This window comes from Parasedimentitalea nitratireducens (genome assembly GCF_057444295.1).
The window spans coordinates 339,532-364,678 of sequence record NZ_JBYAXC010000001.1; the positions used below are offsets into that span (position 1 = coordinate 339,532).

Here is a 25,147-nt window from a genome sequence, read left to right on the forward strand (position 1 = left end):
AATTGTTGACACGGTAAGCCCCTAGCCGCTAGCCACGGCGTCATGATTTTGACCAAAGACAATTACAACTATGCTGCAACCACCTGCCTGCGTACCAAGCGCACTTGCCCAATCGCCCTGCGGATGCTGGAAAACCTAACCAAGGCACTTTCTACGGCGAGTAAAACCACGACCCCGTTTTTCGAAAAATCCGGCCACACGCAACTCACTGGGTGCAGCCGCGATTGTACGGCTCAATACTCGGCCAGCCATGATCGTATTCGCATCCATTGCGGCGTATCTGAAACCGCCGACGTCCAACAGCTGAATCAGTTTGCAGACGCCATATTCTCGGCAGGCCCTTATGGAAACGCTATTGGGCCCTGTGCAGAGCGCCCCTGCGCTGTGGTTCAAGCCAAGGCTGTTATTCCCAGCGCGCCACAAACCGGACACTAATTCCCGCGTTTTTGCCAGCCTGAACCAGGCTGCTATCCGCCTTAGTCATGGGCTTGGCGGCGTGGCCCATAGGCCCATTGCATCTGTTCGGGCGTTTCAACGGCACAAGGCCGCACACTGCGCAACCGCGCCAGCGCCAACTCTGGACGTTCGCCGCATTCGATCATTAGGCGCAGCACCACCATCCCAGATCGGCCACAGCCACCGCGGCAATGCACCAGCACCCGCCCACCGCCAACCAGCGCCTTGCGCGCCATGTGACTAACCGAAGGCCACTGGGCTAATATCTTGGGCGGTGGCGGGCTAAAGTCCGGAATTGGCAAATGCACCCAACGGCTGGCCATACTCTGGATGTCGGTTCCAAGTGTCAAACCACCCACCGCTGCATGTTCCGCCTCGGTCGTCATGGAAATTACCAGTCCAGGTCTCCAGTCATGGATATGATCCAAGTCCCCAAAGTAATCCCCTCCAGCTCCAGGCAACGGACAGAGCGCCAAAATGCCATCAGCGACCGACAGAGCGTGGATCATCAGCGCCCCACCTTGCTGTTCCTTGCTTTCAAACTGCATCACCGCACCTCGTTACCACCACATCCCGGGATTCTTCTTCTCTGATCCACGGCACGACTGTAACGCCGCCTAGAGATTGCGCAAAAACAATTTCGACCTTCGCCTGCCCGATCTGCAACAGCGGTGGACGAAGCGGTCCAGCTTGCTTACCTTAAGCAAAACCAGAATGACCCCGAATCCGGCACGAGTACACATGAGCGACACAACCACCGACGCAGGCAATGATACCGGAACCGGCCAATATCAGGTCCTAGCCCGAAAATACCGCCCTGAGACCTTTGCCGATCTGGTTGGTCAGGACGCCATGGTGCGAACGCTGAAAAATGCATTCGAGGCTGACCGGATCGCCCAAGCCTTCATCATGACCGGCATTCGCGGCACCGGGAAAACCACTACCGCGCGGATCATTGCCAAGGGGATGAATTGCATCGGCCCAGATGGCACCGGTACCCCGACAACCGAACCCTGTGGTGTGTGTGAGCACTGTACCGCCATCATGGAAGGTCGCCACGTCGACGTGATGGAAATGGATGCTGCCAGCCGCACCGGAGTCGGCGACATCCGTGAAATCATCGATTCCGTCGCCTATCGCGCCGCCTCGGCCCGCTATAAGATCTACATCATCGATGAGGTCCACATGCTGTCGACCAGCGCGTTCAACGCGTTGCTCAAAACGCTGGAAGAACCGCCGTCGCATGTGAAGTTCATCTTTGCCACCACCGAGATTCGCAAGGTTCCAGTGACAGTGCTGTCGCGTTGCCAGCGGTTTGACCTGCGCCGAATTGAGCCCGAGGTGATGATTGCGCTGATCAGCAAAATCGCCAGCGCCGAAGGCGCGCAGATTTCCGAAGACGCCTTGGCCCTGATCACCCGCGCCGCCGAAGGCTCGGCCCGGGATGCGACCTCGCTGTTGGATCAGGCCATTTCACATGGCGCCGGCGAAACATCCGCCGACCAAGTGCGCGCCATGCTGGGACTGGCCGATCGTGGCCGGGTGCTGGATCTGATCGACATGATCCTGCGCGGCGATGCCGCCGCTGCGCTCACCGAAATCGGCGCGCAGTATGCCGAGGGCGCAGACCCACTGGCGGTGCTGCGCGATCTGGCCGAGATTACCCACTGGGTTTCGGTGGTGAAAATCACCCCGGACGCAGCCGAAGACCCCACAGTCTCACCAGATGAGAGAGCCCGTGGCAGCAAAATGGCCGAGGCCCTGCCGATGCGGGTGCTGACCCGAATGTGGCAGATGCTGCTCAAGGCGCTCGAGGAAGTCTCGGCTGCGCCCAACGCCATGATGGCGGCTGAAATGGCGGTGATCCGCCTGACCCATGTCGCAGATCTGCCCAGCCCCGAAGAGCTGGTGCGCAAATTGCAGGACATGCCCACCCCACCGCCTATGCCCCCATCCGGACCGGGCGGAGGAATGGCAACCGGTGGCGGCGCCCCCATGGGTAGCATGCAAACCAACGGTCCCTCTGGCACCGCAGGCCCTGTTGCGTCTAGTGGCAACGGCACAACGCTGGCCTTAGCCCCACAAGCCGATGCCGCGCTGGCCCGTTATCCCAGCTTTGAACACGTGGTCGAACTGATCCGCACCAACCGCGATGTGAAATTGTTGGTCGAGGTAGAAACCGGAGTGCGGCTGGTCTCGTACCAACCCGGACGGATCGAGTTTACCCCTTCGGACAGCGCCCCTGCCAGCCTGGCGGCGCGCTTGGGAACCAGCTTGCAGAACTGGACTGGCAGCCGTTGGGCCGTGTCAATCGTATCAAACGGCGATGCCCAGACTATTGCCGAGAAAAACGACGCCGCCGAAAACGCGCTGCGCGCCGAGGCCACGGCCCACCCGCTGGTACAGGCAGTTTTGGAGAGTTTCCCCAAGGCCAAGATCACCCGCATCCGCACCGCCGAAGAGCTTCAGGCTGAGATTGCCGCCGATGCTCTGCCAGAGGTCGAGGATGAATGGGATCCGTTTGAGGACGGCTAACCAGCCGCCCCCAGATTTCAATCGAATCAAGTGAGCAAATCGGCTGTTGTCACGACTTTGGCATACCCCATCGCCAATGGGGCCACAAACGCTGCATGCACCTGCTCGGCGCTTACCTCAACTCCGTCAAACGCCATTTCTTTGGCACCGCAGGCGTCCTTGACCACAGTGACTTGGAACCCATAGTCCGCCGCCGCACGTACGGTGGCATCAATGCACATCTGGCTCATCGCGCCGCATATGGTGACGGCTTCAATCCCGGCCTCGTGCAGAAGATCCAACAGACCTGTGTCATGGAAGCTGTTGGCACGCGCCTTGGTCAACACTGCTTCGCCTGTTTTTGGTGCCACTGACTCGTGGATCTCGGCTCCGACCGTTCCGGCCCGAAAAAACGGAGCCTCGGGTGAGGCATTTTCATGCCGGATATGAACCACCAAGTTACCTTTTTCCCGCGCATTGGCCAACAAGCTAGCGGCGTTGGTTGAAACACGTTCCATCTGGTGTAGCGGCCAATCGCCACCGTCGAAATAGTCGTTCTGGATATCCACAATAATCAGAGCAGTCTTGGGCATCGGTCTCTCCTTGATGCTGTTTCTCAGCCTTTTTGACCAAGGTTGACCCGCAGCGCGATTGGCAGATATGACAATAGATATGCCGATCACGCCAAATCCGATTATCGCTTTGATAAACTACCCCAGCGTCCAACGTTCGGCCCTATGGGGGCTGACGGACATGTTCGCCTTGCTTCCAAGTTTACAAAATGATCAATCGGGCCCTGAAATCCGTATCATAGACTCTGTCGATCCAGACACCCGCCCCTGTGACGCCTTTGTTTTCCCGCCCTCAATAGACGGCAGTCGGGGCACCGATGCACCGCAGTTATTAGATTGGGCCGTCACCCAGCATCACACTGGAGCACTGGCCTGTTCCGTCTGTGCCGGTGCCTTTTGGCTGGGCCATGCTGGCCTGCTAAACGCTCGCCCCGCGACCACCCATTGGGCCCTCGAAGACCCATTTAGAACCGTTTTTCCTAAAGTTGACCTGCGCCCCGAGCACATACTGATCGACGATCACGACGTCATCACCGCCGGAGGGCTGATGGCCTGGCTGGATCTGGGCCTGCATCTAACTGGGCGTTGGTACGGCAGCGATGCTGTCTCGCGGCTGGCGCGACACTTGCTAATCGACCCTGCCGGGCGCGAGCAACGCCATTATTCCAGCTTTCGCCCCAACCGCAGCCATGGCGATATGCAAATCCTGACCGTACAGCGCCAAATGGAACAACATGTCCAAGATCAAATGCAGGCCGAGCAGCTGGCCGAGCTGGCTGGCATGTCTCTGCGCACCTTCATGCGCCGATTTCAGTCAGCTACGGGCTATCCCCCCGCCACCTATCTGCAGGCCCTGCGGATTGAAAAGGCCCGCGCCGCATTGGAACGCGGCGGCGACAGTGTCGGTGAAATCGCCTGGACTGTCGGCTATCAGGACCTGTCGGCGTTTTCTCGCGTTTTCAAGGCCCGCACTGGCCTTAGCCCTGGGGCCTATCGACGCCGGTTCCATATCCGCCCTTCAACATCGATCCATAGCTGATTGAACCCCGCTTTCCTCTTGAATGGCAGGGGGCACGGCCGTATTTAACAGGCAAAACCATCCTGTAGGAGAGAACTAATGCTCAAAGGCCTCGGCGGTCTTGGCGATATGGCCAAGATGATGAAATCAGCCCAAGAACTGCAAACCAAGATGACCCAGATGCAGGACGAGTTGCACAATGTCATGATTACCGGCGAATCCGGGGCTGGTCTGGTCAAGGCAACCGCCAGTGCCAAGGGTGAGCTGAAAGCTCTGGATATCGATCCATCGATCTTTAACGGCGACGACAAGGAAGTTGTCGAAGACCTGATCCTTGCCGCCATTAAAGACGCCCAGACCAAAGCTGCTGACAAGGCGCAGGAAGAAATGGCGCGCCTGACCGAAAGCATGGGCCTGCCCAAGGACGTCAAGCTGCCGTTCTAAAGTTGAAATCCGTGTTGAAACCCCTGCTGTTCGCTCTGACAATACTGTCGCCTGTTGCCGTGCAGGCCCAGTCATGGGCGACCCGTGCAGCCTGTGAGGTTACCTCGGCAGAGGTTGACCCACAGGCTTTTTCGCAGGAGCAACTGGCCGAACTGCGAACCAAGGCCGCACAATCTCCTAACCCCAATGGTCGGTTCTGGCGTATCCAATCACCAGATGGCGCCGTCTCGCACCTGTGGGGTACGATGCACTCAAATGCCCCGCTTATTCTGGACCTTCCGGTCATAGTGCAAAAGCGGATTGCAGATGCCCGGGTCGTAGCGCTGGAATTCAATCCGGTGTTTGCCTCGCGCCAAGCGATCCGTGCACATCAGGAAAAAGAACTGTTCCGCCCCGTTGACAGTATCTACAACTTTGACAGCTCCGGGCTGGATCCGGTGATCATCGACTGGATCCGCACCCGTCTCGACGGTCTTGGTTGGGGTCGTGATGCTGCCGATTATCTTACCCTGCCATATTTGGTGGAAAACCTGTTCTCTAATCCCTGCGACGACTTCGCTGCCAGAATTGTACCGGATCAGGACAGCTTGATCCAAACCCTCGGGCTGATAGGCGGTGCAACAATCCTCGGCCTTGAAGAGGCCGATTCGCTGAACAACCACCTGCAAGACCCACGCAATCAGGACACGACCCTTTCAATTCTCGCCGTCTTAGGCGCCTATCTGGACCCAAAGTACGGCACAGACAGCCGGGCAGTATACTTCGCGTTCTACCTGCAGGGTGAACTGGCACTCGCAAGCCAGTGGGATCGCCACTACCTGTCCCAGATCTATGGCGAGGAGCTGGCTGATCTTTACCTGCAGCGGACGGACGACTACCTGCTGAACCAACGTAACAAAACGTTCCTGGAAACTGCCCTACCCGATTTACAACAGGGCGGGCTGTTTATGGCGATCGGATCATTCCATTTGCCCGGCGAACAGGGCATGGTCGAACTTCTGCGGCAGGCCGGTTTCTCCGTGTCCCGCATCCCTCTGCCCGGCGAGACTCCGGACGATCTAGCCGAAGAGACGCGGGAATGAGCAATAACACTGACGACATTGAAATCCTGATCGAGCTGATGGCCAAGCTACCCGGCCTTGGTCCACGATCCGCACGACGCGCGGTTTTGCACCTGATCCGTAAACGTGCGTTGCTGCTGACCCCACTGGCCGATTCGATGAGCCAGGTCGCCATCAGCGCCCGCGAGTGCCTGAACTGCGGCAATGTGGGCACAACCGAAATATGCGACATCTGCACAGATGAGGCCCGTTCCAATGGCGAACTTTGTGTCGTCGAGGACGTGGGTGATCTCTGGGCAATGGAACGCGCAGGCGTGTTCAAAGGCCGCTATCACGTGTTAGGCGGCACCCTGTCAGCCCTGGATGCAATTGGACCAGAAGAGTTGCGCATCCCACGGCTCGTAGACCGGGTCCCGGCCGAGGCGATCAGCGAGGTCATTCTGGCCCTCAACGCCACTATCGACGGCCAAACCACCGCCCATTACATCGCCGACCAGCTGCAGGATCAGGTCAAGCTGACCACCCTGGCACAGGGCGTGCCCATTGGCGGCGAGCTGGACTATCTGGACGACGGCACCATCACCGCCGCAATGCGGGCGCGGAAAGAGATCTGATCAAGTCGGAATATGTGCCGCTGAAAACGGCGCCCACTGATCTGCCCAGGGCCGCGCCTGCTCAAGCTCGTAAGCCAGTTGCAACAACATCGCATCCTGCCCCAGTGGGGCATGGAACATTGAACCAACTGGCATTCCAGTCTCAACGGAGAACCCAAGTGGCACATTCATCGCGCAGTCGCCAACGGCGTTGACGGGTGAGGTCATGCTGAGGATATGCTCCAGCTCCGCGCCTTTATGGGCAAAGTCATCCTGGTGCCGGATGGATCGATACTTGGGCGTTTCCACCGGAGAGGTCGCACTAAAGATCACATCGAATTCAGAGAACACGCCAGCGTAAATCTCGGCCATGCCGTCAAAATAGGCCAGCCCCTGTGAGATTTCATCAGGGGTATATGCCAGCCCTTCCATCATCATCGTCGCCGCCACGTGAGACAGCAGCCCAGTTTCCAGCGGTCCCCGCCCACTGATCTGCATGGCACGTTCCAGCATCGGTGCGTATTTGGGCAGAAAAGCCCAACGGAACTTCTGCGCATATTCCTCGCCATTTATCGGGTGGTCGATCTCAACCACCTCGTGTCCAAGATCTTGCAAAAGAGCTGCTACATTATCCTGAACTGTGGCAACTGCAGCAACGGGTGGTTCAAACCCACTCGCCCCCTGCCGCGTATACCCTATCCGTAGTCGACGAGTATCAGGCCCTTCGACAAACCCCATTGGCGCCAAAGCCTCATTGGGGTCCTCACAGACCTCTAGCATCGCGGCGGCGTCCCGCACGGTTCGTGAAATTGGCCCATTGGTCTTAAACACATCATGTCCACCATTGACCTCGCCTGACAACATCCGCCCGCGGCTTGGCTTGAAGCCAAACAGGTGGCAGGCACTGGTCGGCAACCTGTTGCTGCCGCCACCATCCGTTCCATGCGCGAGCGGAACAATACCTGCAGCAACCGCGCAGGCCGAGCCTGAGCTAGACGCGACGCAAGAATACTCCAGATCCCAAGGATTGCGCGCTGAACCATACAGCTCGCTGTCCAACCCATTGGCAAACTCGGGCACTACTGTTGTACCAATGATGTTCAGGCCTGATGCCTCTAGGGCAGCGGTATAGGCAACCGACTTTGCAGGAATATTAGCTGCCAGAAAGCGCGACCCATCGGTGCGCCGTATCCCGCCAAAATCCACCATGTCCTTGACCAGCACCGGCACGCCCGCAAACCGGGTCTCTTGTGATGCGCCTGCGGCCTTATTTCGCGCCCGGTCAAAGGTAGGTGTTGCCATAAAGTTCAGCGCTGGATTCAACGCCTCGGCCCGCCGTATTACAACCTCGGTCAACTCAGCTGCCGAAACCTCTCCCGACTTCACCAGTTCCGCCATCCCTAGCGCATCATACTTGATAAACGGATCATCCGGTTGAGGAATACGCTGCGCAGCTCCCGGCACTGCTGAAACAGCCAATGCTGCGGTTGACGTCGCTAAAAATGCACGGCGGTTCATCACGGAGCACTCTCCAAAATACTCAAAACAGTAAAATCAACTTATGAGAACAGCGCGGTAATTCAAGCACGCCAAAACAAAAAGACCCGGCGCAAGGCCGGGTCTCTGTGTAGGTTCAAATTGGATCAGAACCGAGGATCGTGTTCGTTATCATCCTCGTCTTCATCACCATCACCTGCTGGCAGGTTGAAGAAACTGTCGGCATCCACTTTCTCTTCAGTGCTCTCTTCAGCTGCAGGCGCGTCAGATCCACCCAGGGTAAAGGCTTCCAGGCCTTCCATACCGCTTGGGATCTTAGGCTCAGCTTCCATCTCCAGCGACTGCTCAGTGCTGACCAGCTTGCGACGCTCGTCATCGCTCATCACGCCACCTTCGGCAGCCTTCTTGGCCACGGCCTTTTGCACGGCCGCGTCGAGCTCGGACTGTTTACATAGACCCAGCGCCACCGGATCAACCGGCTGAATGTTGGCAATGTTCCAATGGGTGCGTTCACGGATCGCCTGAATTGTTGGCTTGGTTGTACCCACCAGCTTTGAGATCTGGCTGTCGGCCAGTTCCGGGTGAAACTTAACCAGCCAATAGATCGAGGCCGGACGGTCCTGACGCTTGGACAGCGGTGTGTAACGCGGACCACGGCGCTTTTCTTCGCCCGAAGCAGCAGCGTAGAACTTAAGCTTCAGCTTATGCAGCGGGTTGCCCTCGGCTGCAGTGATCTCTTCCTGGGTCAGCTGGTTGTTGGCGACCGGGTCGAACCCCTTTACGCCCTGCGCCACATCGCCATCAGCGATACCCTGTACTTCCAGCTCGTGCAGATCAACAAAGTCTGCAATCTGTTTAAAGCTGATGGTGGTATTGTCCACCAGCCACACAGCGGTTGCCTTGGCCATCAACGGTTTTGCCATGTGCTTTTCTCCATTTACAACACATCTTCCCCGCCGCCTGAAATAGGCTGCCCCGCCTTTGGGGTCTGGTTTCCATTGTCGGGGAACTTGAACCCTATATAGTCGCGATGTTTCTATAAAGGAAGAGCAGAATGCATCGCTTGATTTTAGCCCTCGGATTGGCCTTTGGCGCCCTCACCACAACACCAGCCCAGGCCGATGGCGAAAAGGCCGGAAAGTTCGACTATTACGTCCTCGCGCTCAGCTGGTCACCAAACTGGTGTACACTCGAAGGCGACGCGCGAAATTCTGATCAATGTGATGACCGCCACGATTATGGCTGGACCCTGCACGGGCTCTGGCCTCAGTTCCACCGCGGCTGGCCCAGCTATTGCCCCACCGCCACGGCGCCGCCCTCGCGCCGAATGAGTGGGGAAATGACCGATATCATGGGCAGCCCGGGCCTGGCCTGGCACCAATGGAAGAAACACGGCACCTGTTCAGGACTCGCCGCGCAAAGCTACTATGATCTCATGCGTGAGGCCTATGATCGCATCAAACGCCCCGCTGTTTTCCGCAAGTTAGATCAAGAAGTTACCTTTCCGGCCACCCTGGTCGAGGAAGCCTTCTTGAAGGCCAATCCGAATCTGGAAAAGGACATGTTCACCGTGACCTGTCGCGATGGCTACATCCAGGAAGCCCGCATTTGCCTGTCACGTGACCTGGATCCCGTCCCCTGTGGGCGGGACGTGATCCAGGACTGCCGTTTAAAGAACGCGAGGTTTACGCCTGTTCGGTAGCTCTAAAACAGGTTCGTCCAGTATCCGCTTACTCGATCGCGGCAGAGGTTTCTGACCTCTGCCAACAAATTTGGGTGTTCACCTTATCTTTTGTAGCCACAAGCAGGAAATCCGCTTTCATCGCTCTACCATTACACCAAGTGCCGCGCCCGGTGACTGCCTGAGTGACTGCCAGACGGCACTCTCCGCATGGACAGTGAAAGGAGCCCGCTCATGCCAAAGACAATAGGGAACCCACTTAGCTGGTTGTTCCAGCACGCTGAAACCACCAGCCACCATATCTCGGCCTCAGTCGAGCAATTGGGCAGCGAAATGACTCGCGAAATGCCCAAAGTTCGACGATTGGAGATGTCCGACCTGAAATATGCGCTCAAGGCCGGTGTCGATGACTTTGCCGCATGTCGCAGCGACGCCATGTTCTTGGTTTTATTCTACCCACTGATCGGGCTCGTGATGGTGGTTATGGGGTTCTCAATGAACCTGCTACCATTGCTGGTGCCTATGATCATGGGGTTTGCCATTGTTGGCCCGGTGGCTGCTGTTGGGCTGTATGAAATGTCCAGCCGCCGTGAATCGGGGTTCGAGCCGAAATGGATGGATGCCCTCGATGTGATTCGCTCTCCTTCTTTCGGTGCGATCTTGATGCTTGGTATCTATCTCGGCGCACTGTTCTTTGTCTGGCTGATCTGTGCCAATTCCATTTATGCATGGACCCTGGGCCCAGAACCTCCCGCGTCACTAGGCGCCTTTGTCAGCGCCACATTCACCACTGTAGCGGGCTGGGCCATGATCATCGTTGGCAGTGGCCTTGGTGCGTTGTTTGCACTGGCCGCTCTGGCCATCAGCGTGGTGTCTTTTCCATTGCTCCTTGACCGGCACGTCGGCCTGCCAGTTGCTGTGGCGACATCAGTCAAGGTTCTGCGCGCCAGCCCTTTCGTGACACTGACTTGGGGTGCGCTGATCGGCACCAGCCTAGTGGTCGCCGCGCTTCCATTCCTGTTGGGGATGGTTGTAGTGGTGCCCATCTTTGGCCACGCCACCTGGCACCTGTATCGCCGCGCCGTAGAATAGCGCCAAAACACCTTGCCAAGTGAGTTGTGGGGAGGCCAAGCGCCTCCCCTTATCTTGCCAGAGAGCCATTATCGCTTCACACTCATTTTTTTGATTTCCAAGGCCGAACAACGCCCAGCAAATAGCCCGAGATTTATACCTTGAAAACAAAGCAACATTGCATTCGACCATTAGCCTTAGAAGATATGAAAGCCGCTGCAAAACTATGGCACGGCGGCTGGCACGCGGCCCATGACCACCTCGTTCCACCTTATCCCGCCCAAGAAAGTTCGCTTGCACGGTTTGAAGAACGTCTAACCAAGGCCCGCGGTCAAGTGCGCATCGCTGGGGCCCAAGGCCACCCCACGGGCCTTTGCATGACGGAACATGACGAGGTTGCGCAGCTTTTTGTGGCACAACAGCACCAAGGCACAGGCCTAGGTCGGGCGCTCCTGGCGGACGCCGAAAACCGGATCAGGCAAAATGCATTTTCGCGCGCATGGTTGACAGTGGTTGTCGGCAACGACCCTGCACGTGTCTTCTATTCCAAGTGCGGCTGGAACGTTGTCAACACACTCAGCGTAGATCTTAGCGGCGTTCGCAAAGGGCACGTACCGCTCAAAATGTGGCGTCTGGAAAAGAACATTTAAGGCGCGGCCTCTCAGAACGATCCGCGCTCTAACCCGCCACTTTCAGCGCAATCTTGCCAATATGCCCCGAGCTTTCCATCCGGGCATGCGCGGCAGCGGCATCCTCCAATGCAAACTCGCTATCCATCACCGGCGCAATTCGCCCGGCCTCGATCAGTGGCCAGACGACCTCGCGCAATTCATCGGCAATCCGCGCTTTAGCCAGATCACTTTGTGGTCGCAACGTCGATCCGGTTATCGTCAGTCGGCGCATCATGATCTGGGCAAAATTCAACTCGACCTTAGGTCCCGATAAGAAAGCGATCTGAACCAACCGTCCATCATTCGCCAGCGTCTTGATATTTCGCGGAATATAATCACCACCCACCATGTCGAGGATCAGGTTGGCGCCACCTTCGGCCCGCAGCACCTCGAGAAAATCCTCGTCCCGGTAATTGATCGCTCGCTCGGCACCCAAATCCAGACAGGCCTGGCACTTCTCATCCGACCCGGCGGTGGTAAACACCCGCGCGCCCAGCACATTGGCCAACTGGATCGCCGTTGTGCCAATGCCGCTGGATCCGCCGTGCACCAAAAATCGCTCTCCGGCCTCTAGCCCACCACGGCTGAACACATTCGACCAAACGGTGAAAAAGGTCTCGGGCAAGCACGCCGCCTGCTTAAGATCCAATCCCTTGGGCACCGTCAGACAATGCGCCGCAGGGGTGGCCACATACTCGGCATAACCGCCACCCGGCAGCAGGCCGCAAACCAGATCCCCAACTGAAAACTCATTGACACCAGCGCCAACAGCCACCACTTCACCCGAGGCCTCTAGCCCAGGCAGATCACTCGCCCCCGGAGGCGGCGCATAGGCCCCTGCCCGCTGCAAGGCATCCGGGCGGTTCACCCCGGCATAGGCCACCTTGATCACCACCTGTCCGTGCTTGGCTTCAGGCACCGGACGCTCTGTCAGCTGCAGAACATCTGGGCCACCAGGGGTGGTAATCTCAATCGCGCGCATCGTGTCAGTCATCCGGGAACCTCTCTGTTGGCCCCACGCCTAGCACTCCCACGCGTTCCTGCAAATACGGTAACACTTGCAATGCAACACCAAGCACTCCCGCCCCCACGCGGTGCATCGGCTATGCCGATCCCCCTTGTGGCCTTGGGCGCGGCACTGCGCACGCGCGGTGCCACGCCCAACGGGAGGCGGGCATTTCCAATGCCCAAACGACGGGCGGGAGCGTTTGGGTTTCGAGCAGACTTTCCCCTTAATGAGGCGTCTTCACGGTCCCGGGCAGGTCATCCGCAGCCTTGGGAGGTTTAACCTGTTCCGCCAACCAATTGGGTCCTGCCAGAAATGGCTTCAACAGCGGATTTGCCTGAACTTGCGCCTTCAGCTTTTCAAACTGCATCACATTGTCAATTCGCCGATCCAGAAAGTCCCAAGTGCCCTGATGCTCCAGGCTGTCATCGCCCAACCAGTACAGCACCGTAGCGCTATAGACCGCCGACAGCGAAGCCCGCTTGGTGTACCAGTTGATATCATCCGATCCATCGCCCAGCGCATTCCAGATCGCATCCACGGTGCCCCAGATCGCTTTGGCCCCATCGGCGGCATAGTGCGGCAGGGTCAGCATTGTGGTGCCGCGCCGCACCGCCTCTTTGTCGTCCACTGCTTCCAACCGGAACCGAACAGCCGCCGCAATCTTGTCGCGAAATCGCAGACCTGTCAGGTCTTCACTCTCAAGGCGCTGCAGCATAAGCGCGTCACCCCGCGCGTGATAGGCCAGTGCCAGATCAACCGCTCCACGTGGGAAAAAGGCCCGTGCCAGCACCTCGTCCACATCCGCATCCTTACACGCCGCCGTAAACGTCGCTTCGGTCCAGCCATCAAAGGGTACATGCGTCAGTGCGGCATCCAACAAGGCCATCTTGATGGTGTCCTGCGATCTCTTTTGTTCCGCACTCATCTGGGGTCTCCTTGCTGATCTGGCCGTTGAGACCAATGGCACCTAACTAGACAAACTTAACGCGTTTTGCTATAGCGCCACTTCCTGCAAATCCTTGCAACTCAACTTAGAAAGGTGGTGAAAACCACATGCAGGTTAGTGTTCGCGACAACAATGTCGATCAGGCGCTTCGTGCCCTGAAGAAAAAGCTGCAGCGTGAAGGCGTATTCCGCGAAATGAAGCTCAAGCAACATTTCGAGAAGCCGTCCGAGAAAAAAGCACGCGAAAAAGCTGAAGCGATCCGCCGTGCCCGTAAACTGGCACGTAAGAAAGCACAGCGCGAAGGCATGCTCTAAGCAGCCCGTCCGGCTTTGGACAGCACAATTTGGTGATGCCTCCCACACAAGTGGCCGTGATCAGCAATCAAGAATAAACGACCCCCGTGGCAAAACCTCGGGGGTTTGCATTTCTAGCCTGTGCCAATCAAGCCCCACAGATCCGGCGGATCTTTGCCTGCACACGCAAAAATTGCACACTGGGATCAAAATACGCGCCAATATGGTCAACGTCAGCAGCCACTGGCTCCCCCGCTCTTGGCTGCTTGGGCCGACTAGCACCCCCAAATCTGTCGCCCTCATCCCGAAGCTGACCGCCCCCCTCGACAAAAGCGGTCACCTTGAAACATCTGGTCAAGGCTGCGGTCGTTTCGGGGCTAATTCGCACTAAGCTCAGCCTATCCCCTGCCGAGGCACCAAAGTCTTTTCGACCCATCGGGCAAAATGCCAAAGACCGCCACACTCATACATTTGGCCAAACCGTTTTGCTCTGACCGCTGCCATGCCCAGAAGGACGAACTGAATGATCCGTCATCTGTTTGCACTATGTACCGGAATATTTTGGGCCACCGCATCAATTGCAGGTGAGCGGGTCGCCCTTGTGATTGGCAATTCCGACTATCTTAATCCGGGCTTTAACGATCTGGACAATCCCGCCCATGACGCCACTGACATCTCCAGAACGCTGCAATCCCTTGGCTTCCGTGTCAGCTTTGGTCTCGATCTAACCCCCCGCCGAAATGCTCTCGTTGACACAAGAGGTTCAAAAATCACTCGCACCCGATGATATTGCCCTGTTCTATTATGCCGGTCACGCTGTCCAACTGGGGGCCGAGAACTATCTCTCTCCGGTTGGTGCACAAGCCACAGATCTTGATACAATTCGCAACAGCTCGGTAAAACTCCAGACCATACTGGCCTTAATGGAGAGCAAGGCCGACCGCAATATCATCATCCTTGATGCCTGTCGCAACAACCCAATCAGCCTCCCCGGCACCCCCCGCTCTATCGGTGGCATGTCACGAGGGTTGGCCAAGGTGGATGCGGGCGTCGGCTCCTTCATCGCCTTTTCAACGCAACCTGGCAATGTGGCCCAGGATGGGGTTGGTCGGAACAGTCCGTTCACCCAGGCCCTTCTGCAGCACCTGCCCTCAACTGATGACGACCTGCACGAAGTCATGCGCAAGGTGCGCCGTGACGTGTTCCAACAGACCGGAGGCATTCAAATCCCTTGGGAGAACTCGTCTCTGATCGATCAGGTTTTTCTGGCCGGACGTGCGGCTCCCACCCAGTCCCAGACCACGCCGTCAATCGCGCCAGCGCCCGCCGCAATCCCACAACCGCCGGCCTCAGGGCCGTTTACCCACCAAGTTGCTAGACTGGATCCCAACGGAGACGGCTTTCTTGCCCTGCGCAGCGGCACAACCTCCTCAGCTGCCCGCCTGATGAAGATGACCGAAGGCACCCGCCTTCAGGTTCTGGGCCAAGACGGTGTCTAGTTTCATGTCCGCACTGCATCCGGAGCACAGGGCTGGGCGCATTCAAACTGGATTCGTTTCACAGGTGTCAGAACAGCCCCAACACCGCAGAGCTGCGACAGCCTGTGGATGCAGCGAAACACAATTTTTGCCAGCAACGTCTATTGCTTCCAAAGTGCACGCGGCCGTCGGGCTTTTTCAAATCAGGGCTGTCGGGTCGGCCTGCCTGCCGGTCAAATCCCGCTCACATCAGCCGAACGCCAAGAAGTCCTACGCCTCAAATCACTGGAAAGCGCCCAAGGCTGTCGCTAGCGGTATTCACTCATGCCCAGCTCACCGGCACCTGCAGCGGCCCGCGAAAAGCCCAGCCGCCAAATTTCGCCCCTCCGGTCAGATGAAGATCCGGAAAGCGGTCAAACAACATCGGCAGCGCAACCTCGGCAATCAACGCCTTCGAGATCCAGGCCCCGGCGCAGAAATGTGGCCCGGCCCCAAAAGATATGGCAGCGCTGCAATCCTGATGCAGGTCAAACGCATCGGGGCGGGCAAATACCCTCTCGTCCCGGTTGCCCGACCCAAACATTAGGAAAACCCGGTCTCCCGGCTTCAGCGTCACTCCGTACAGCTCATAAGGCTGCGCCACCTGCCGGGGCGACATGCCAATCGGCGACATCCAACGCGCGTATTCCTCAAAGGCCTGCAGCCAGGTCGCGCGCCCTTCCCGCACATCCGCCAACTGCGCGGGATGCTGCAACAACGCCCAAACCGTGCCCGCAATGGCGTCTCGCGGCTCATTCTGTCCACCCGAAATTGCCAGCTTGATATTCGCCCGCAACTGCGCCTCGCTCAGCCCTGCCTGCTGCTGTACAGCCAACAACGAAAGCTCCGGCACCTCTCCGGCCTCCAGCATCTCGTCAATGTGCCGATCAATCGAAGCTGTGCAATCGTGGCAGTTTGCTTCGACGTCTGCGTCGCCAGCGTAGTTGGCGCAGCCATCAATCATTCCCTGACTGACCCGGTCCATTTCCACCGCGCTCATATTTGTCAGCCCTGTGACCAGTTTCAACGCCTCAGCCGACAGCGGCATCGCATAGTCCCGCACCAGATCACATCCTGGGCGCTCCGCAAGCCGATCCAAAATAGTCTGCGCTGCCGCACGAAACTGTGCCAGCCAATGTCGCTGTACGGTCTTAGGGGATACCGTCGGAAAAATCGCCCGGCGCTCACCCATATGATCCACCCCATCCCGGCGCATCATGTTCTGCCCCATCAGCTGGGTCATCAAGCCCTCGGACTGCTCGGACGAGAACACCTCGACCTTCTTTTCCTGAGCAAAGATATCATCGCGACGGGTGATCAGCGTGGCACCAAACTGTGGCACATAGACGACCGGAGCCTGCGCCCGCATCTCTGCCAAATCCGGATAGGGATCCTGCCAAAACGCGGCCAGATCGACATCAAACTGCGGCGCCGCAGACATCATTCATCCCCGCCCAGGGCAAAGCCGCGCAGCCAGCGGCGTCACGTGTAGGGTGCGTGCTTGCACGCACCGTTTGCGCTGCTCAATACACCTTAGGAACATACAGCTCATCCGGCAAAACTTGGCGCTCATACTTGGGGTTATATTCGCGATCCGGCAGTTCGACTTTCTCGCTGGACACTTCAGTATAGGGGATCTGCGACAACAAGTGCTCTATGCAGTTCAACCGCTCGCGTTTCTTGTCGTTGCCCTCAACCACATACCACGGCGCTTCGGGGATATTGGTCCGCGCCAGCATATCTTCTTTGGCCTTGGTATAGTGTTCCCAACGGATCCGGCTTTCTAGATCCATCGGTGATAGTTTCCACTGTTTCATCGGGTCGTGAATGCGCATCATGAACCGCAACTGCTGCTCTTCGTCGGTGATTGAGAACCAGTACTTCAGCACAATTGTGTCCGAGCGCACCAGCATACGTTCAAATTCAGGAACATCCTTGAAAAAGGTTTCCACCTGATCCTCGTCGGCAAACCCCATCACCCGCTCCACACCGGCCCGATTGTACCAGGACCGGTCGAACAGCACTATTTCACCACCTGACGGCAGATAGGGCACGTAGCGTTGGAAATACCACTGGCTCTGCTCACGACGGCTGGGGGCTGGCAGCGCCACAACCCGCGCCACACGTGGGTCCAGACGCTGAGTGATCCGCTTGATCACCCCACCCTTGCCGGCCGCATCACGCCCCTCCATGATCACCAGCACCTTAGATTTGGTCTTCACCACCCAGTCCTGCAGCTTGATCAATTCAGCCTGCAACCGAAGCAGATTTCGAAAGTACACACTTCGATCCAACATCTCAGGATGCTGTGCGCGGTAAATCTTGCGCAACTCCATCGTCAACATCGGCTCAGCGGATTCAAACTCGATCCCCTCGTCCAGCATGTCCTGAAGTTCATCTTCCAGCCAATCCAGGGTAGTGCTGTCATCTTCGCGGGTCACTTGGGACTCCTTTGGGTTAACACAGGCTGCCAAGCCGTGTTGGGAACGCAGGTTTTGGTGATCCCCCTAGGGAAACCGGAAAACGCCCAAGGTTCAACCCGAAAGCGAGGATTACCCCTTATCTGGCAGCAGCTAGGATCATATCCGCCGCTTTTTCTGCAATCATGATGGTCGGCGCATTGGTGTTACCGCTGGTGATTGTCGGCATCACACTGGCATCCACCACCCGCAGCCCTTTGACCCCACGCAACCGCAGCGCTGGGTCCAGCGGCGCGGTGTCATCCGGCCCCATATGCACCGTGCAGGTTGGGTGGAAAATTGTTGTTCCCACATCCCCTGCCGCCTTAACCAGATCCGCTTCCTCGTCCGAGGCCACACCGGGCTTCATCTCCTCAGGCGCATAGCGCTGCATCGGTCCCTGTTTGATGATCTGACGCGCCTGCCGGATAGCAGCAACCGCCACCTGCCGATCGCCCTCGGTAGACAGGTAATTCGGCGCAATGCGCGGAGCATCCTTCGGATTTGCCGAGGTAATCTGCACCGTGCCCCGGCTCTCAGGCCTCAGGTTACAGATACTGGCCGTCAGCCCAGGGAAATCATGCAACGGCTGACCAAAAGCTTCCAGTGTCAGGGGTTGCACATGGTACTCCAGATCCGGGGTTTCCAGATCCGGCCGCGAACGGGAAAATGCCCCCAACTGGCTGGGCGCCATCGACATCGGCCCCGACCGCTTCAGCGCATATTCCAACCCGATCTTTGCCTTCCCCCATAGCGAGTTCGCCAGCGTGTTCAACGTCTTGGCTCCGGTCAAACGCCAGGCACAGCGCAGTTGTAAGTGATCCTGCAAATTTGCCCCAATCGCAGGCATGTCCCGCAGCACCTCTATCCCATGCTCCTGCAACAAATCACCCGGCCCCAGCCCCGACAGCTGCAGGATCTGCGGTGAGTTCACCGCCCCAGCCGACAGGATCACCTCGCCCTTGGCCCGCGCCACATTGACCTGCCCTCCCTGTTCATACTCGACCCCAACGGCGCGGCCCTGATCAATCAAAATCCGCCGGGTATGCGCCTGCGTCTCGACCTTCAGGTTCTCACCCGATGTGGTACGCAAGAACGCCTTGGCCGTGTTCATCCGCCAGCCGCCGCGCTGGTTCACACGAAAATAGCCCACGCCTTCGTTGTTGCCGGTGTTGAAATCTGTGACATGCGGTAGCCCCCAGGCCTGCGCCGCCTCGGACCAATGGTCCAACACATCCCAATGTAGCCGCTGGTTCTCAACCCGCCACTCACCGCCCTCGCCGTGCATCTCAGACGGGCCTTCGACATAATCCTCGGACTTCTTGAAATAGGGCAGCACATCGTCCCAGCCCCACCCCAAATTTCCCCGCTGACGCCAACCATCATAATCCGCCGCCTGCCCGCGCAGGTACAACATTCCGTTGATGGATGAGCACCCACCCAGAACCTTGCCACGTGGATAAATCAACGACCGGCCATTCAATCCCGGTTCTTCGGCGGTTTTGTACATCCAGTCGGTGCGTGGATTGCCAATGCAGTACAGATAGCCCATCGGGATATGCACCCAGTGGTAGTTATCCTTGCCGCCCGCCTCTAGCAGCAGCACCCGGTGCCCGGCCTCACTCAAGCGTTTGGCCAGCACACAGCCTGCGCTTCCCGCGCCCACAACGATATAGTCCCAGTCCATGCCTGCCTCCGCCATTTTGCGGCATCAGAGCACATCCCTAAACAAGACAACAGATGCGGTTTGATGATACGTGCCTATTCTTGCTCCGCACCAAATTTCACCGATCCTTTTTTTGGAACTCCCAACAAACAGGCTACATTAACAGCTGTATGTAACGCGACGCACAGCGACGTGCCCCAAACTAGAGGCGGCAAGAGTTGGCCATGACAATCTCCACATTTTACCCCGGTGCATTGGGCCTGCAGGGTTTCAATCAGTCACCCGCAAACAACGATGCAGAAACCAGAGACGATGATGTCTTTGTCTTTTCCAGAGCCTCTGTCTCTACCTTCGAATTTGGTCAGGAAACAGCGGAGCAAGTAAGCCTAAATGCCACTCTCCAAGAAGACACATCTGCATTGTCCGACAGCTTGGTATTCGCCCTGTCCAACGGCCAACGCACTGGTCAACAAACCGAAACCCTGCCCGATGCCCCCACCCACGCCAAACCCGAAGGCGCCGGAGGTGGCAACGGTGGAGGAAACGGTAAAGGGGGTAAAGACGACGACGGAGGTGGTGGCGATCCTTCGGTGCTGGACCGGTATGTCAGCGGAGGCGACGCGGCCACCAGCTTCAACATCGAGGTCGAGTTTTCAGGCACCTGGACCGCTGACTTGCAAGCCTCGTTCATCGAAGCCGCCGATTACCTTAGCAGCATCATACTTGGCGACATCGCCGATATTCCACGAGGCCGTTACGCAACCGATGACATAACCATCTTGGCCACACTCACCGAGATAGATGGTGCCGGGGGCATTTTGGGACAGGCTGGCCCCACGGTGTACCGCACCGTAAACTATCTGCCTGCCGCCGGGATTATGGAGTTTGACATCGCCGATGCCCAAACCTTTGCCGACCTCGGATTATGGACTGGCATCGTCCTGCACGAAATGATGCACACATTGGGCTTTGGCACCATGTGGGACCTGATGGGGCTAACTTCAGGATCGGTCGCTAGCGGTGAGATGCGTTTCACTGGCACAAATGCCACCACCTACTACAACACAGAACTGACAACCGAAGCTGCATCGGACAGCGGGTCTGCCAACGGCGTGTTGATCGAAACGGATGGCGGGCCAGGTACAGCAGGCGGACATTGGGACGAGGCACTGTTTGGCAATGAAATCATGACCGGATACATCAATTCCAGCAATTACATGTCCAACATGACAATCGCCGCACTCGAAGATATGGGCTACGATACCGTCATCGACGACAGTACCGATAACAACGACGCCTCTGGCGTGATCCCCGCCGATACTCTGTTAGACCTATTTGCCTGATCAAACAGGCAGTGCGGTGGTCTTAAACACGGTCCGCAAAGCAAACGAGCTTTGCATCTGCGCCACTCCGGGCAGCCGCGCCAGATATTGGCGGTGGATGCGGGCAAAATCATCCGTATTCTCTGACACCACCTTCAGCAGGTAATCGGCCGTCCCTGCCATCAGGTGGCATTCCAGCACATCAGGGATTCGCGAAACGGCCTTCTCAAACGCATCCAACACCTCGTCAGCCTGCCCCGACAGGGTAATTTCAACAAACACAGTGCTAGGCACCTGCATTTTACGGGCATCCAGCAACGCCACATAGTCGCGAATATAGCCTTCACTCTCAAGGCGTTGCACGCGACGATGACAGGCGGATGCCGAAAGGTTAACCAATTCACTCAGGTCGGCGTTAGAAATCCGCCCCTGCTTTTGCAACACTGTAAGTATTCGGCGATCTGTTTGATCAAGTGACATTTGCTCGAAGATCCTTGCTAAGATACCACCTTATAGCCGAAGATTCTTCCAAGCACAGGTTTTTATTCTGCACAAAAAAGCAGCATTTTCTGTTATGATGCTCCTAGTATCAGGGCAAGTTTTTGGAGGAAAAAACCCATGAAAATCGGCTGCCCCACAGAGATCAAACCACAAGAGTTCCGCGTTGGCATGACACCTGACGCTGCCCGCGAAGCGGTCAACCACGGCCACGACGTCGTTATCCAGGAAGGCGCCGGCTTGGGCTCGGGCTTCCCTGACACCGATTACATCGACGCTGGCGCACAGATCATCGCCACCGCCGAGGAAATCTTTGCCACTGCGGACATGATCGTAAAGGTCAAAGAACCCCAGGCGGTTGAGCGCAAGATGCTGCGCCCAGACCAGCTGCTGTTCACCTACCTGCACCTGGCCCCAGATCCCGAGCAGACACATGACCTGCTGGCAAGCGGCTGTACTGCGATTGCCTATGAAACAGTCACCGACGACCGTGGCGGCCTGCCTCTGCTGGCGCCAATGTCCGAAGTTGCCGGTCGTCTGGCCCCACAGGTTGGCGCCTGGACCCTGCAAAAGGCCAACGGAGGCCGCGGCGTTCTGATGGGTGGCGTTCCTGGTGTTGCACCGGCCAAGGTTGTTGTCATTGGCGGCGGTGTTGTTGGCACCCACGCAGCCAAAGTCGCCGCCGGCATGGGCGCAGATGTCACCGTTCTGGACCGTTCACTGAACCGTCTGAAGTATCTGGACGACGTGTTCGGCCGTGACTTCAAAAACCAATACGCCACTGCCGGTGCCACACTGGACCTGGTTCGTGAGGCCGACATGGTTATCGGTGCGGTTCTGATCCCAGGTGCCGCTGCACCCAAGCTGATCTCACGCGCCCAACTGTCTGAAATGAAGCCCGGTGCGGCCATCGTTGACGTGGCCATCGACCAAGGCGGTTGCTTCGAGACCTCCAAGGCAACCACACACGGCGACCCGATCTATAACGTTGACGGCATCATGCACTACTGTGTTGCCAACATGCCGGGTGCGGTTGCACGGACGTCGACTATCGCCCTGGGCAATGCCACCATGCCGTTCATGCTGGCCCTGGCCAACAAAGGCTGGCGTCAGGCCTGTGCCGACGATGCGCACCTGCTGAACGGGTTGAACGTGCACGCCGGTCAGCTGACATACTACGCTGTGGGTAAGGCTCTGGGCATCGACGTGGTCTCGCCTAGCATCGCTGTCAAACAGTAACAGCAACCCCATCAAATCTCGGCCTCCGCTGTTACCAAGTGGGGGCCGTTTTCTATTTTGAGGTGCCCATCAGCCCCAAAAACGTTCGATTACCGAACGTCCAGCCGGAAACATTTGCCTAAAATTGTCTTTACCCAGTAAAAACCCTGCATTAAGGGAGCGCGAATGCATCACAGCACCCAAATTTGTTAAACGGAGAGATTTTGATGGAAGACTTAGTAGAGCAGGGTTTTGCCTATTGGCCAATGGTATTGAACGCCATCAAAGCGCTTGTCGTTCTGGTCGTAGGTTGGATGGTTGCCGGCATGATCGCAGGCGCTATTCGCAAACGGATTAACGCAACACCGGAAATCGACCCAACTCTGGGCAACTTTGTCGCCAGCATGATCCGCTGGGCGCTGATTGCAGTTGTCATAATCGCAGTTCTGGGCCTGTTCGGCATTGAGGCCACCAGCCTGGTCGCCATGATGGGCGCTGCCACTCTGGCCATCGGCCTGGCGCTGCAAGGCACCCTGAGCGATCTGGCAGCCGGTTTCATGCTGGTGCTGTTCCGCCCCTACAAACTCGGCCAGTACGTAGATATTGGCGGCACATCCGGCACCGTCAAAGACCTGAACCTGTTCATCACCGAACTCGCGACCCCTGACAACGTGCAGATTATCATCCCCAATGGCCAAGCCTGGGGCTCGGTCATCACCAACTTCTCGCATCACGAAACACGCCGCGTCGATCTGGTATTTGGCATTGATTATGGCGACGACGCCAACAAAGCCAAAGAGATCATTCTGCAGCAGGTTGCTGCTGACACACGCGTTCTAAAAGATCCAGAGCCATGGGTGCGCGTCACCAATCTGGGCGACAGCTCGGTTGATCTGACCACTCGTATCTGGTGCGAGGCTGCCGATTACTGGGAACTGAAATTTGCTATGACCCAAGCGGTCAAAGAAGCGTTCGACGCCGAAGGCATCTCGATCCCATATCCGCACAGCGTGGAAATTCAAAAGAAAGGCTGATTTCCAGCCTTCATCTAAAACAAAGAACGCCCCGCTTTTGCGGGGCGTTTTCTTTAGGCCGTTGGTGGCTTACCACCAAGGCTGGTCATGCCATCATGATCAATGAAACCCCAACGCGACGCCAATAGTTGATAGCTGCGTTTTTCCCAGCCTGACTCATCTCGTTCAAATCTGGGCCGCCAGGATCCCTCGACCCGAATTGGCAACCGAATGCTGTCCAGATCGGGCGCTGGCTTTTTTGACACAGCGGCAGCCCGCGAAGCCTGCGACAGCAATGTCTTTAGCCGCGCCTCCACCGGAGGTGCTTCTTTCGTGCGTCTGCCAGCAAAAACAACTGAAATCGCGATATTTTTTTTAACAAACCCTCTAACCACCAAGTCATTTCGACTGCTGCGACTGATCTGTGGAACCAGTTCAATCGCAAATTCCCCAACCTCGGTCGTAAAGAGGCCAGTGTCTTCAATTTCAGGTGTGATCTCAGAAGGTTGTCTGCGACGGTTCTGCATTATTATTCCGCTAGTGGAGCCTACATTGACTAACGTCACTTTGCTTGCCGCAAATGTGCGTTGAACCCGCAGCTTAATCTGTCGCTATTAAAGAACCGTTGATCGGGGCGCCAAAGCTGGCGCCCGTCTCTACTTTACCCGACGCATCACCAGGGTTGGCAGGCCAGCGAAATCGGCCTCGCCGCTGACCTCATAACCGACTTTGCGTGCCACGTTATGGGACCCGGTGTGTTCTGGGTGAAAGATGCTGACTGTTTCTTTCCAGTCTCTCTCCTCATCCGCCCACTGGTGGATCCGGCTCACCGCCTCGGTCGCAAGCCCGCGCCCATGGGCAGCCGAAGCCATCACCCAACCGCACTCGGGATGGCCACCCAGCGACGGCTCTATGTCCCGCTTGAAATCGGCAAACCCGACCTCACCCAGAAAAGCGCCCGTCTCTTTGTCGGTCACCGCCCAGAACCCGTAGTCCAAGGCCTGCCAGTGCCCCATGTAGCGCAGCAAGCGGGACCAGGAATCACCAGTGGACGAAGGCTTGCCACTGATGAATTCCACCACCTTAGGATCGGCCCACATTGCAGCCAAATCATCAAAATCATCTGCCCGATGCGGACGAAGGATCAGACGTTCCGTCTCTAGAATTGGTGCACTCATGCTGGCAATTTACCACTCAGAACATAGGTCAGGATCTCAACCACCTGATGCGGCTCCTCGGCCACGGCCAATGCGGCTGCGTGAACCTCTTTCAGCGCATGCTGATGCTCGGGTGGGTTCAATACAATGATCGATTTACCCAGCGCTGCGGCATAGCCAGCGTCAAAGGCAGCGTTCCACTGCTTGTATTTCTCGCCAAAACGCACCACCACAATGTCGGCACCCTCGATACCCTTACGGGTGCGGATTGCGTTGACCTTGGCACCCTTGTGGTCATGCCAGAATTTGTTGTCTTCGGCGCCCAGGATTGCCACGCCACAGTCATCACTGGCACCGTGATCGGTCACCGGGCTGTTGAATGTCACATCCAACCCCTTAGCGCCTTCAATGATCTGCTCGCGCCAGTCGGTGTGAATTTCCCCTGACAGGTAAATGCTTAGTGTCATGGCC

Annotated in this window: 29 protein-coding genes; 16 read left to right on the forward strand and 13 right to left on the reverse strand. The window is 57.4% G+C overall.

Annotated elements, in window-relative coordinates:
* Positions 1 to 42: 42 nt before the first annotated feature.
* On the forward strand, positions 43 to 435 hold the full coding sequence (locus tag AC2T28_RS01725) for a hypothetical protein (protein WP_486747217.1): 393 nt from the start codon (positions 43 to 45) through the stop codon (positions 433 to 435).
* A 41-nt stretch (positions 436 to 476) separates the two neighbouring features.
* Here AC2T28_RS01725 and AC2T28_RS01730 read toward each other — a convergent pair whose 3' ends face one another.
* Complete coding sequence (locus tag AC2T28_RS01730; protein ID WP_486747218.1) at positions 477 to 1,004, reverse strand: protein-tyrosine phosphatase family protein; 528 nt, start codon at positions 1,002 to 1,004, stop codon at positions 477 to 479.
* Positions 1,005 to 1,197: 193 nt separating this feature from the next.
* Here AC2T28_RS01730 and AC2T28_RS01735 point away from each other — a divergent pair, with 193 nt between their 5' ends.
* Positions 1,198 to 2,991 (forward strand): DNA polymerase III subunit gamma/tau, encoded by a 1,794-nt coding sequence (locus tag AC2T28_RS01735; RefSeq protein WP_486747219.1) that lies wholly within the window; start codon positions 1,198 to 1,200, stop codon positions 2,989 to 2,991.
* A gap of 26 nt (positions 2,992 to 3,017) precedes the next feature.
* Here AC2T28_RS01735 and AC2T28_RS01740 read toward each other — a convergent pair whose 3' ends face one another.
* Positions 3,018 to 3,563: a cysteine hydrolase family protein gene (locus tag AC2T28_RS01740; protein ID WP_486747220.1), complete on the reverse strand. Its 546-nt coding sequence runs from the start codon at positions 3,561 to 3,563 to the stop codon at positions 3,018 to 3,020.
* Positions 3,564 to 3,630: 67 nt separating this feature from the next.
* Between AC2T28_RS01740 and AC2T28_RS01745 the strand changes: the two genes are divergently transcribed.
* The 4 genes from AC2T28_RS01745 (at position 3,631) to recR (ending at position 6,679) form a co-directional block, all read left to right on the forward strand.
* A complete protein-coding gene (locus AC2T28_RS01745; RefSeq protein WP_486747221.1) occupies positions 3,631 to 4,581 on the forward strand; it encodes a GlxA family transcriptional regulator in 951 nt (316 codons plus the stop codon).
* Between the two features lie 78 nt (positions 4,582 to 4,659).
* Complete coding sequence (locus AC2T28_RS01750; RefSeq protein WP_486747222.1) at positions 4,660 to 5,004, forward strand: YbaB/EbfC family nucleoid-associated protein; 345 nt, start codon at positions 4,660 to 4,662, stop codon at positions 5,002 to 5,004.
* Positions 5,005 to 5,063: 59 nt separating this feature from the next.
* Complete coding sequence (locus AC2T28_RS01755) at positions 5,064 to 6,086, forward strand: TraB/GumN family protein (RefSeq protein ID WP_486747223.1); 1,023 nt, start codon at positions 5,064 to 5,066, stop codon at positions 6,084 to 6,086.
* On the forward strand, positions 6,083 to 6,679 hold the full coding sequence (recR, locus tag AC2T28_RS01760) for a recombination mediator RecR (protein ID WP_486747224.1): 597 nt from the start codon (positions 6,083 to 6,085) through the stop codon (positions 6,677 to 6,679). The genes AC2T28_RS01755 and recR overlap by 4 nt, the downstream gene beginning before the upstream one ends.
* Here the strand turns inward: recR and AC2T28_RS01765 are convergent, their stop codons facing one another.
* Positions 6,680 to 8,176, reverse strand: coding sequence for an amidase (locus AC2T28_RS01765; RefSeq protein ID WP_486747225.1), 1,497 nt, complete (start codon positions 8,174 to 8,176; stop codon positions 6,680 to 6,682).
* 125 nt (positions 8,177 to 8,301) lie between these two features.
* Positions 8,302 to 9,078: a DUF1013 domain-containing protein gene (locus tag AC2T28_RS01770; protein ID WP_486747226.1), complete on the reverse strand. Its 777-nt coding sequence runs from the start codon at positions 9,076 to 9,078 to the stop codon at positions 8,302 to 8,304.
* Positions 9,079 to 9,209: 131 nt separating this feature from the next.
* Between AC2T28_RS01770 and AC2T28_RS01775 the strand changes: the two genes are divergently transcribed.
* The 3 genes from AC2T28_RS01775 (at position 9,210) to AC2T28_RS01785 (ending at position 11,557) form a co-directional block, all read left to right on the forward strand.
* Positions 9,210 to 9,857: a ribonuclease T2 family protein gene (locus AC2T28_RS01775; protein ID WP_486747227.1), complete on the forward strand. Its 648-nt coding sequence runs from the start codon at positions 9,210 to 9,212 to the stop codon at positions 9,855 to 9,857.
* A 213-nt stretch (positions 9,858 to 10,070) separates the two neighbouring features.
* Positions 10,071 to 10,928 (forward strand): DUF2189 domain-containing protein, encoded by an 858-nt coding sequence (locus AC2T28_RS01780; protein WP_486747228.1) that lies wholly within the window; start codon positions 10,071 to 10,073, stop codon positions 10,926 to 10,928.
* A gap of 185 nt (positions 10,929 to 11,113) precedes the next feature.
* A complete protein-coding gene (locus AC2T28_RS01785; RefSeq protein WP_486747229.1) occupies positions 11,114 to 11,557 on the forward strand; it encodes a GNAT family N-acetyltransferase in 444 nt (147 codons plus the stop codon).
* A 28-nt stretch (positions 11,558 to 11,585) separates the two neighbouring features.
* Here the strand turns inward: AC2T28_RS01785 and AC2T28_RS01790 are convergent, their stop codons facing one another.
* Both AC2T28_RS01790 and AC2T28_RS01795 read right to left on the reverse strand, forming a co-directional pair.
* Positions 11,586 to 12,572: an NAD(P)H-quinone oxidoreductase gene (locus AC2T28_RS01790; RefSeq protein WP_486747230.1), complete on the reverse strand. Its 987-nt coding sequence runs from the start codon at positions 12,570 to 12,572 to the stop codon at positions 11,586 to 11,588.
* Between the two features lie 238 nt (positions 12,573 to 12,810).
* A complete protein-coding gene (locus AC2T28_RS01795) occupies positions 12,811 to 13,512 on the reverse strand; it encodes a COQ9 family protein (RefSeq protein ID WP_486747231.1) in 702 nt (233 codons plus the stop codon).
* A 128-nt stretch (positions 13,513 to 13,640) separates the two neighbouring features.
* Here AC2T28_RS01795 and rpsU point away from each other — a divergent pair, with 128 nt between their 5' ends.
* The 4 genes from rpsU to AC2T28_RS01815 all read left to right on the forward strand — a co-directional run bounded on the left by rpsU (position 13,641) and on the right by AC2T28_RS01815 (position 15,616).
* The gene (rpsU, locus tag AC2T28_RS01800) at positions 13,641 to 13,847 is read left to right on the forward strand and encodes a 30S ribosomal protein S21 (RefSeq protein WP_008207378.1); all 207 of its coding nucleotides are present in this window, start codon (positions 13,641 to 13,643) and stop codon (positions 13,845 to 13,847) included.
* 502 nt (positions 13,848 to 14,349) lie between these two features.
* Positions 14,350 to 14,613 (forward strand): caspase family protein, encoded by a 264-nt coding sequence (locus tag AC2T28_RS01805; protein WP_486747232.1) that lies wholly within the window; start codon positions 14,350 to 14,352, stop codon positions 14,611 to 14,613.
* Positions 14,567 to 15,325 (forward strand): caspase family protein, encoded by a 759-nt coding sequence (locus AC2T28_RS01810; protein WP_486747233.1) that lies wholly within the window; start codon positions 14,567 to 14,569, stop codon positions 15,323 to 15,325. Before AC2T28_RS01805 ends, AC2T28_RS01810 begins: the two co-directional genes overlap by 47 nt.
* Before the next feature lie 51 nt (positions 15,326 to 15,376).
* The gene (locus AC2T28_RS01815; protein ID WP_486748000.1) at positions 15,377 to 15,616 is read left to right on the forward strand and encodes a YARHG domain-containing protein; all 240 of its coding nucleotides are present in this window, start codon (positions 15,377 to 15,379) and stop codon (positions 15,614 to 15,616) included.
* A 10-nt stretch (positions 15,617 to 15,626) separates the two neighbouring features.
* Here the strand turns inward: AC2T28_RS01815 and AC2T28_RS01820 are convergent, their stop codons facing one another.
* From AC2T28_RS01820 to AC2T28_RS01830, 3 genes are all read right to left on the reverse strand, one after another.
* Entirely contained in the window at positions 15,627 to 16,784 is a 1,158-nt protein-coding gene (locus AC2T28_RS01820; protein WP_486747234.1) for a cytochrome P450, read from the reverse strand.
* An 82-nt stretch (positions 16,785 to 16,866) separates the two neighbouring features.
* Entirely contained in the window at positions 16,867 to 17,727 is an 861-nt protein-coding gene (ppk2, locus tag AC2T28_RS01825; RefSeq protein ID WP_486748001.1) for a polyphosphate kinase 2, read from the reverse strand.
* Positions 17,728 to 17,902: 175 nt separating this feature from the next.
* Positions 17,903 to 19,489 carry a GMC family oxidoreductase gene (locus AC2T28_RS01830; RefSeq protein WP_486747235.1) on the reverse strand — a complete coding sequence of 529 codons (1,587 nt, stop codon included), beginning with the start codon at positions 19,487 to 19,489 and terminating at the stop codon, positions 17,903 to 17,905.
* Between the two features lie 203 nt (positions 19,490 to 19,692).
* Between AC2T28_RS01830 and AC2T28_RS01835 the strand changes: the two genes are divergently transcribed.
* Positions 19,693 to 20,811 (forward strand): leishmanolysin-related zinc metalloendopeptidase, encoded by a 1,119-nt coding sequence (locus AC2T28_RS01835; protein ID WP_486747236.1) that lies wholly within the window; start codon positions 19,693 to 19,695, stop codon positions 20,809 to 20,811.
* Here the strand turns inward: AC2T28_RS01835 and AC2T28_RS01840 are convergent, their stop codons facing one another.
* The gene (locus tag AC2T28_RS01840; RefSeq protein ID WP_486747237.1) at positions 20,812 to 21,270 is read right to left on the reverse strand and encodes an Lrp/AsnC family transcriptional regulator; all 459 of its coding nucleotides are present in this window, start codon (positions 21,268 to 21,270) and stop codon (positions 20,812 to 20,814) included.
* Between the two features lie 138 nt (positions 21,271 to 21,408).
* Between AC2T28_RS01840 and ald the strand changes: the two genes are divergently transcribed.
* Both ald and AC2T28_RS01850 read left to right on the forward strand, forming a co-directional pair.
* Positions 21,409 to 22,527, forward strand: coding sequence for an alanine dehydrogenase (ald, locus tag AC2T28_RS01845; protein ID WP_486747238.1), 1,119 nt, complete (start codon positions 21,409 to 21,411; stop codon positions 22,525 to 22,527).
* Between the two features lie 206 nt (positions 22,528 to 22,733).
* Entirely contained in the window at positions 22,734 to 23,540 is an 807-nt protein-coding gene (locus AC2T28_RS01850) for a mechanosensitive ion channel family protein (RefSeq protein WP_486747239.1), read from the forward strand.
* Between the two features lie 53 nt (positions 23,541 to 23,593).
* Here the strand turns inward: AC2T28_RS01850 and AC2T28_RS01855 are convergent, their stop codons facing one another.
* The 3 genes from AC2T28_RS01855 to AC2T28_RS01865 form a co-directional block, all read right to left on the reverse strand.
* The gene (locus tag AC2T28_RS01855) at positions 23,594 to 24,046 is read right to left on the reverse strand and encodes a hypothetical protein (RefSeq protein WP_486747240.1); all 453 of its coding nucleotides are present in this window, start codon (positions 24,044 to 24,046) and stop codon (positions 23,594 to 23,596) included.
* A 129-nt stretch (positions 24,047 to 24,175) separates the two neighbouring features.
* The gene (locus AC2T28_RS01860) at positions 24,176 to 24,697 is read right to left on the reverse strand and encodes a GNAT family N-acetyltransferase (RefSeq protein WP_486747241.1); all 522 of its coding nucleotides are present in this window, start codon (positions 24,695 to 24,697) and stop codon (positions 24,176 to 24,178) included.
* Positions 24,694 to 25,143 carry a YtoQ family protein gene (locus AC2T28_RS01865; RefSeq protein ID WP_486747242.1) on the reverse strand — a complete coding sequence of 150 codons (450 nt, stop codon included), beginning with the start codon at positions 25,141 to 25,143 and terminating at the stop codon, positions 24,694 to 24,696. The genes AC2T28_RS01860 and AC2T28_RS01865 overlap by 4 nt, the downstream gene beginning before the upstream one ends.
* Positions 25,144 to 25,147 lie beyond the last annotated feature (4 nt).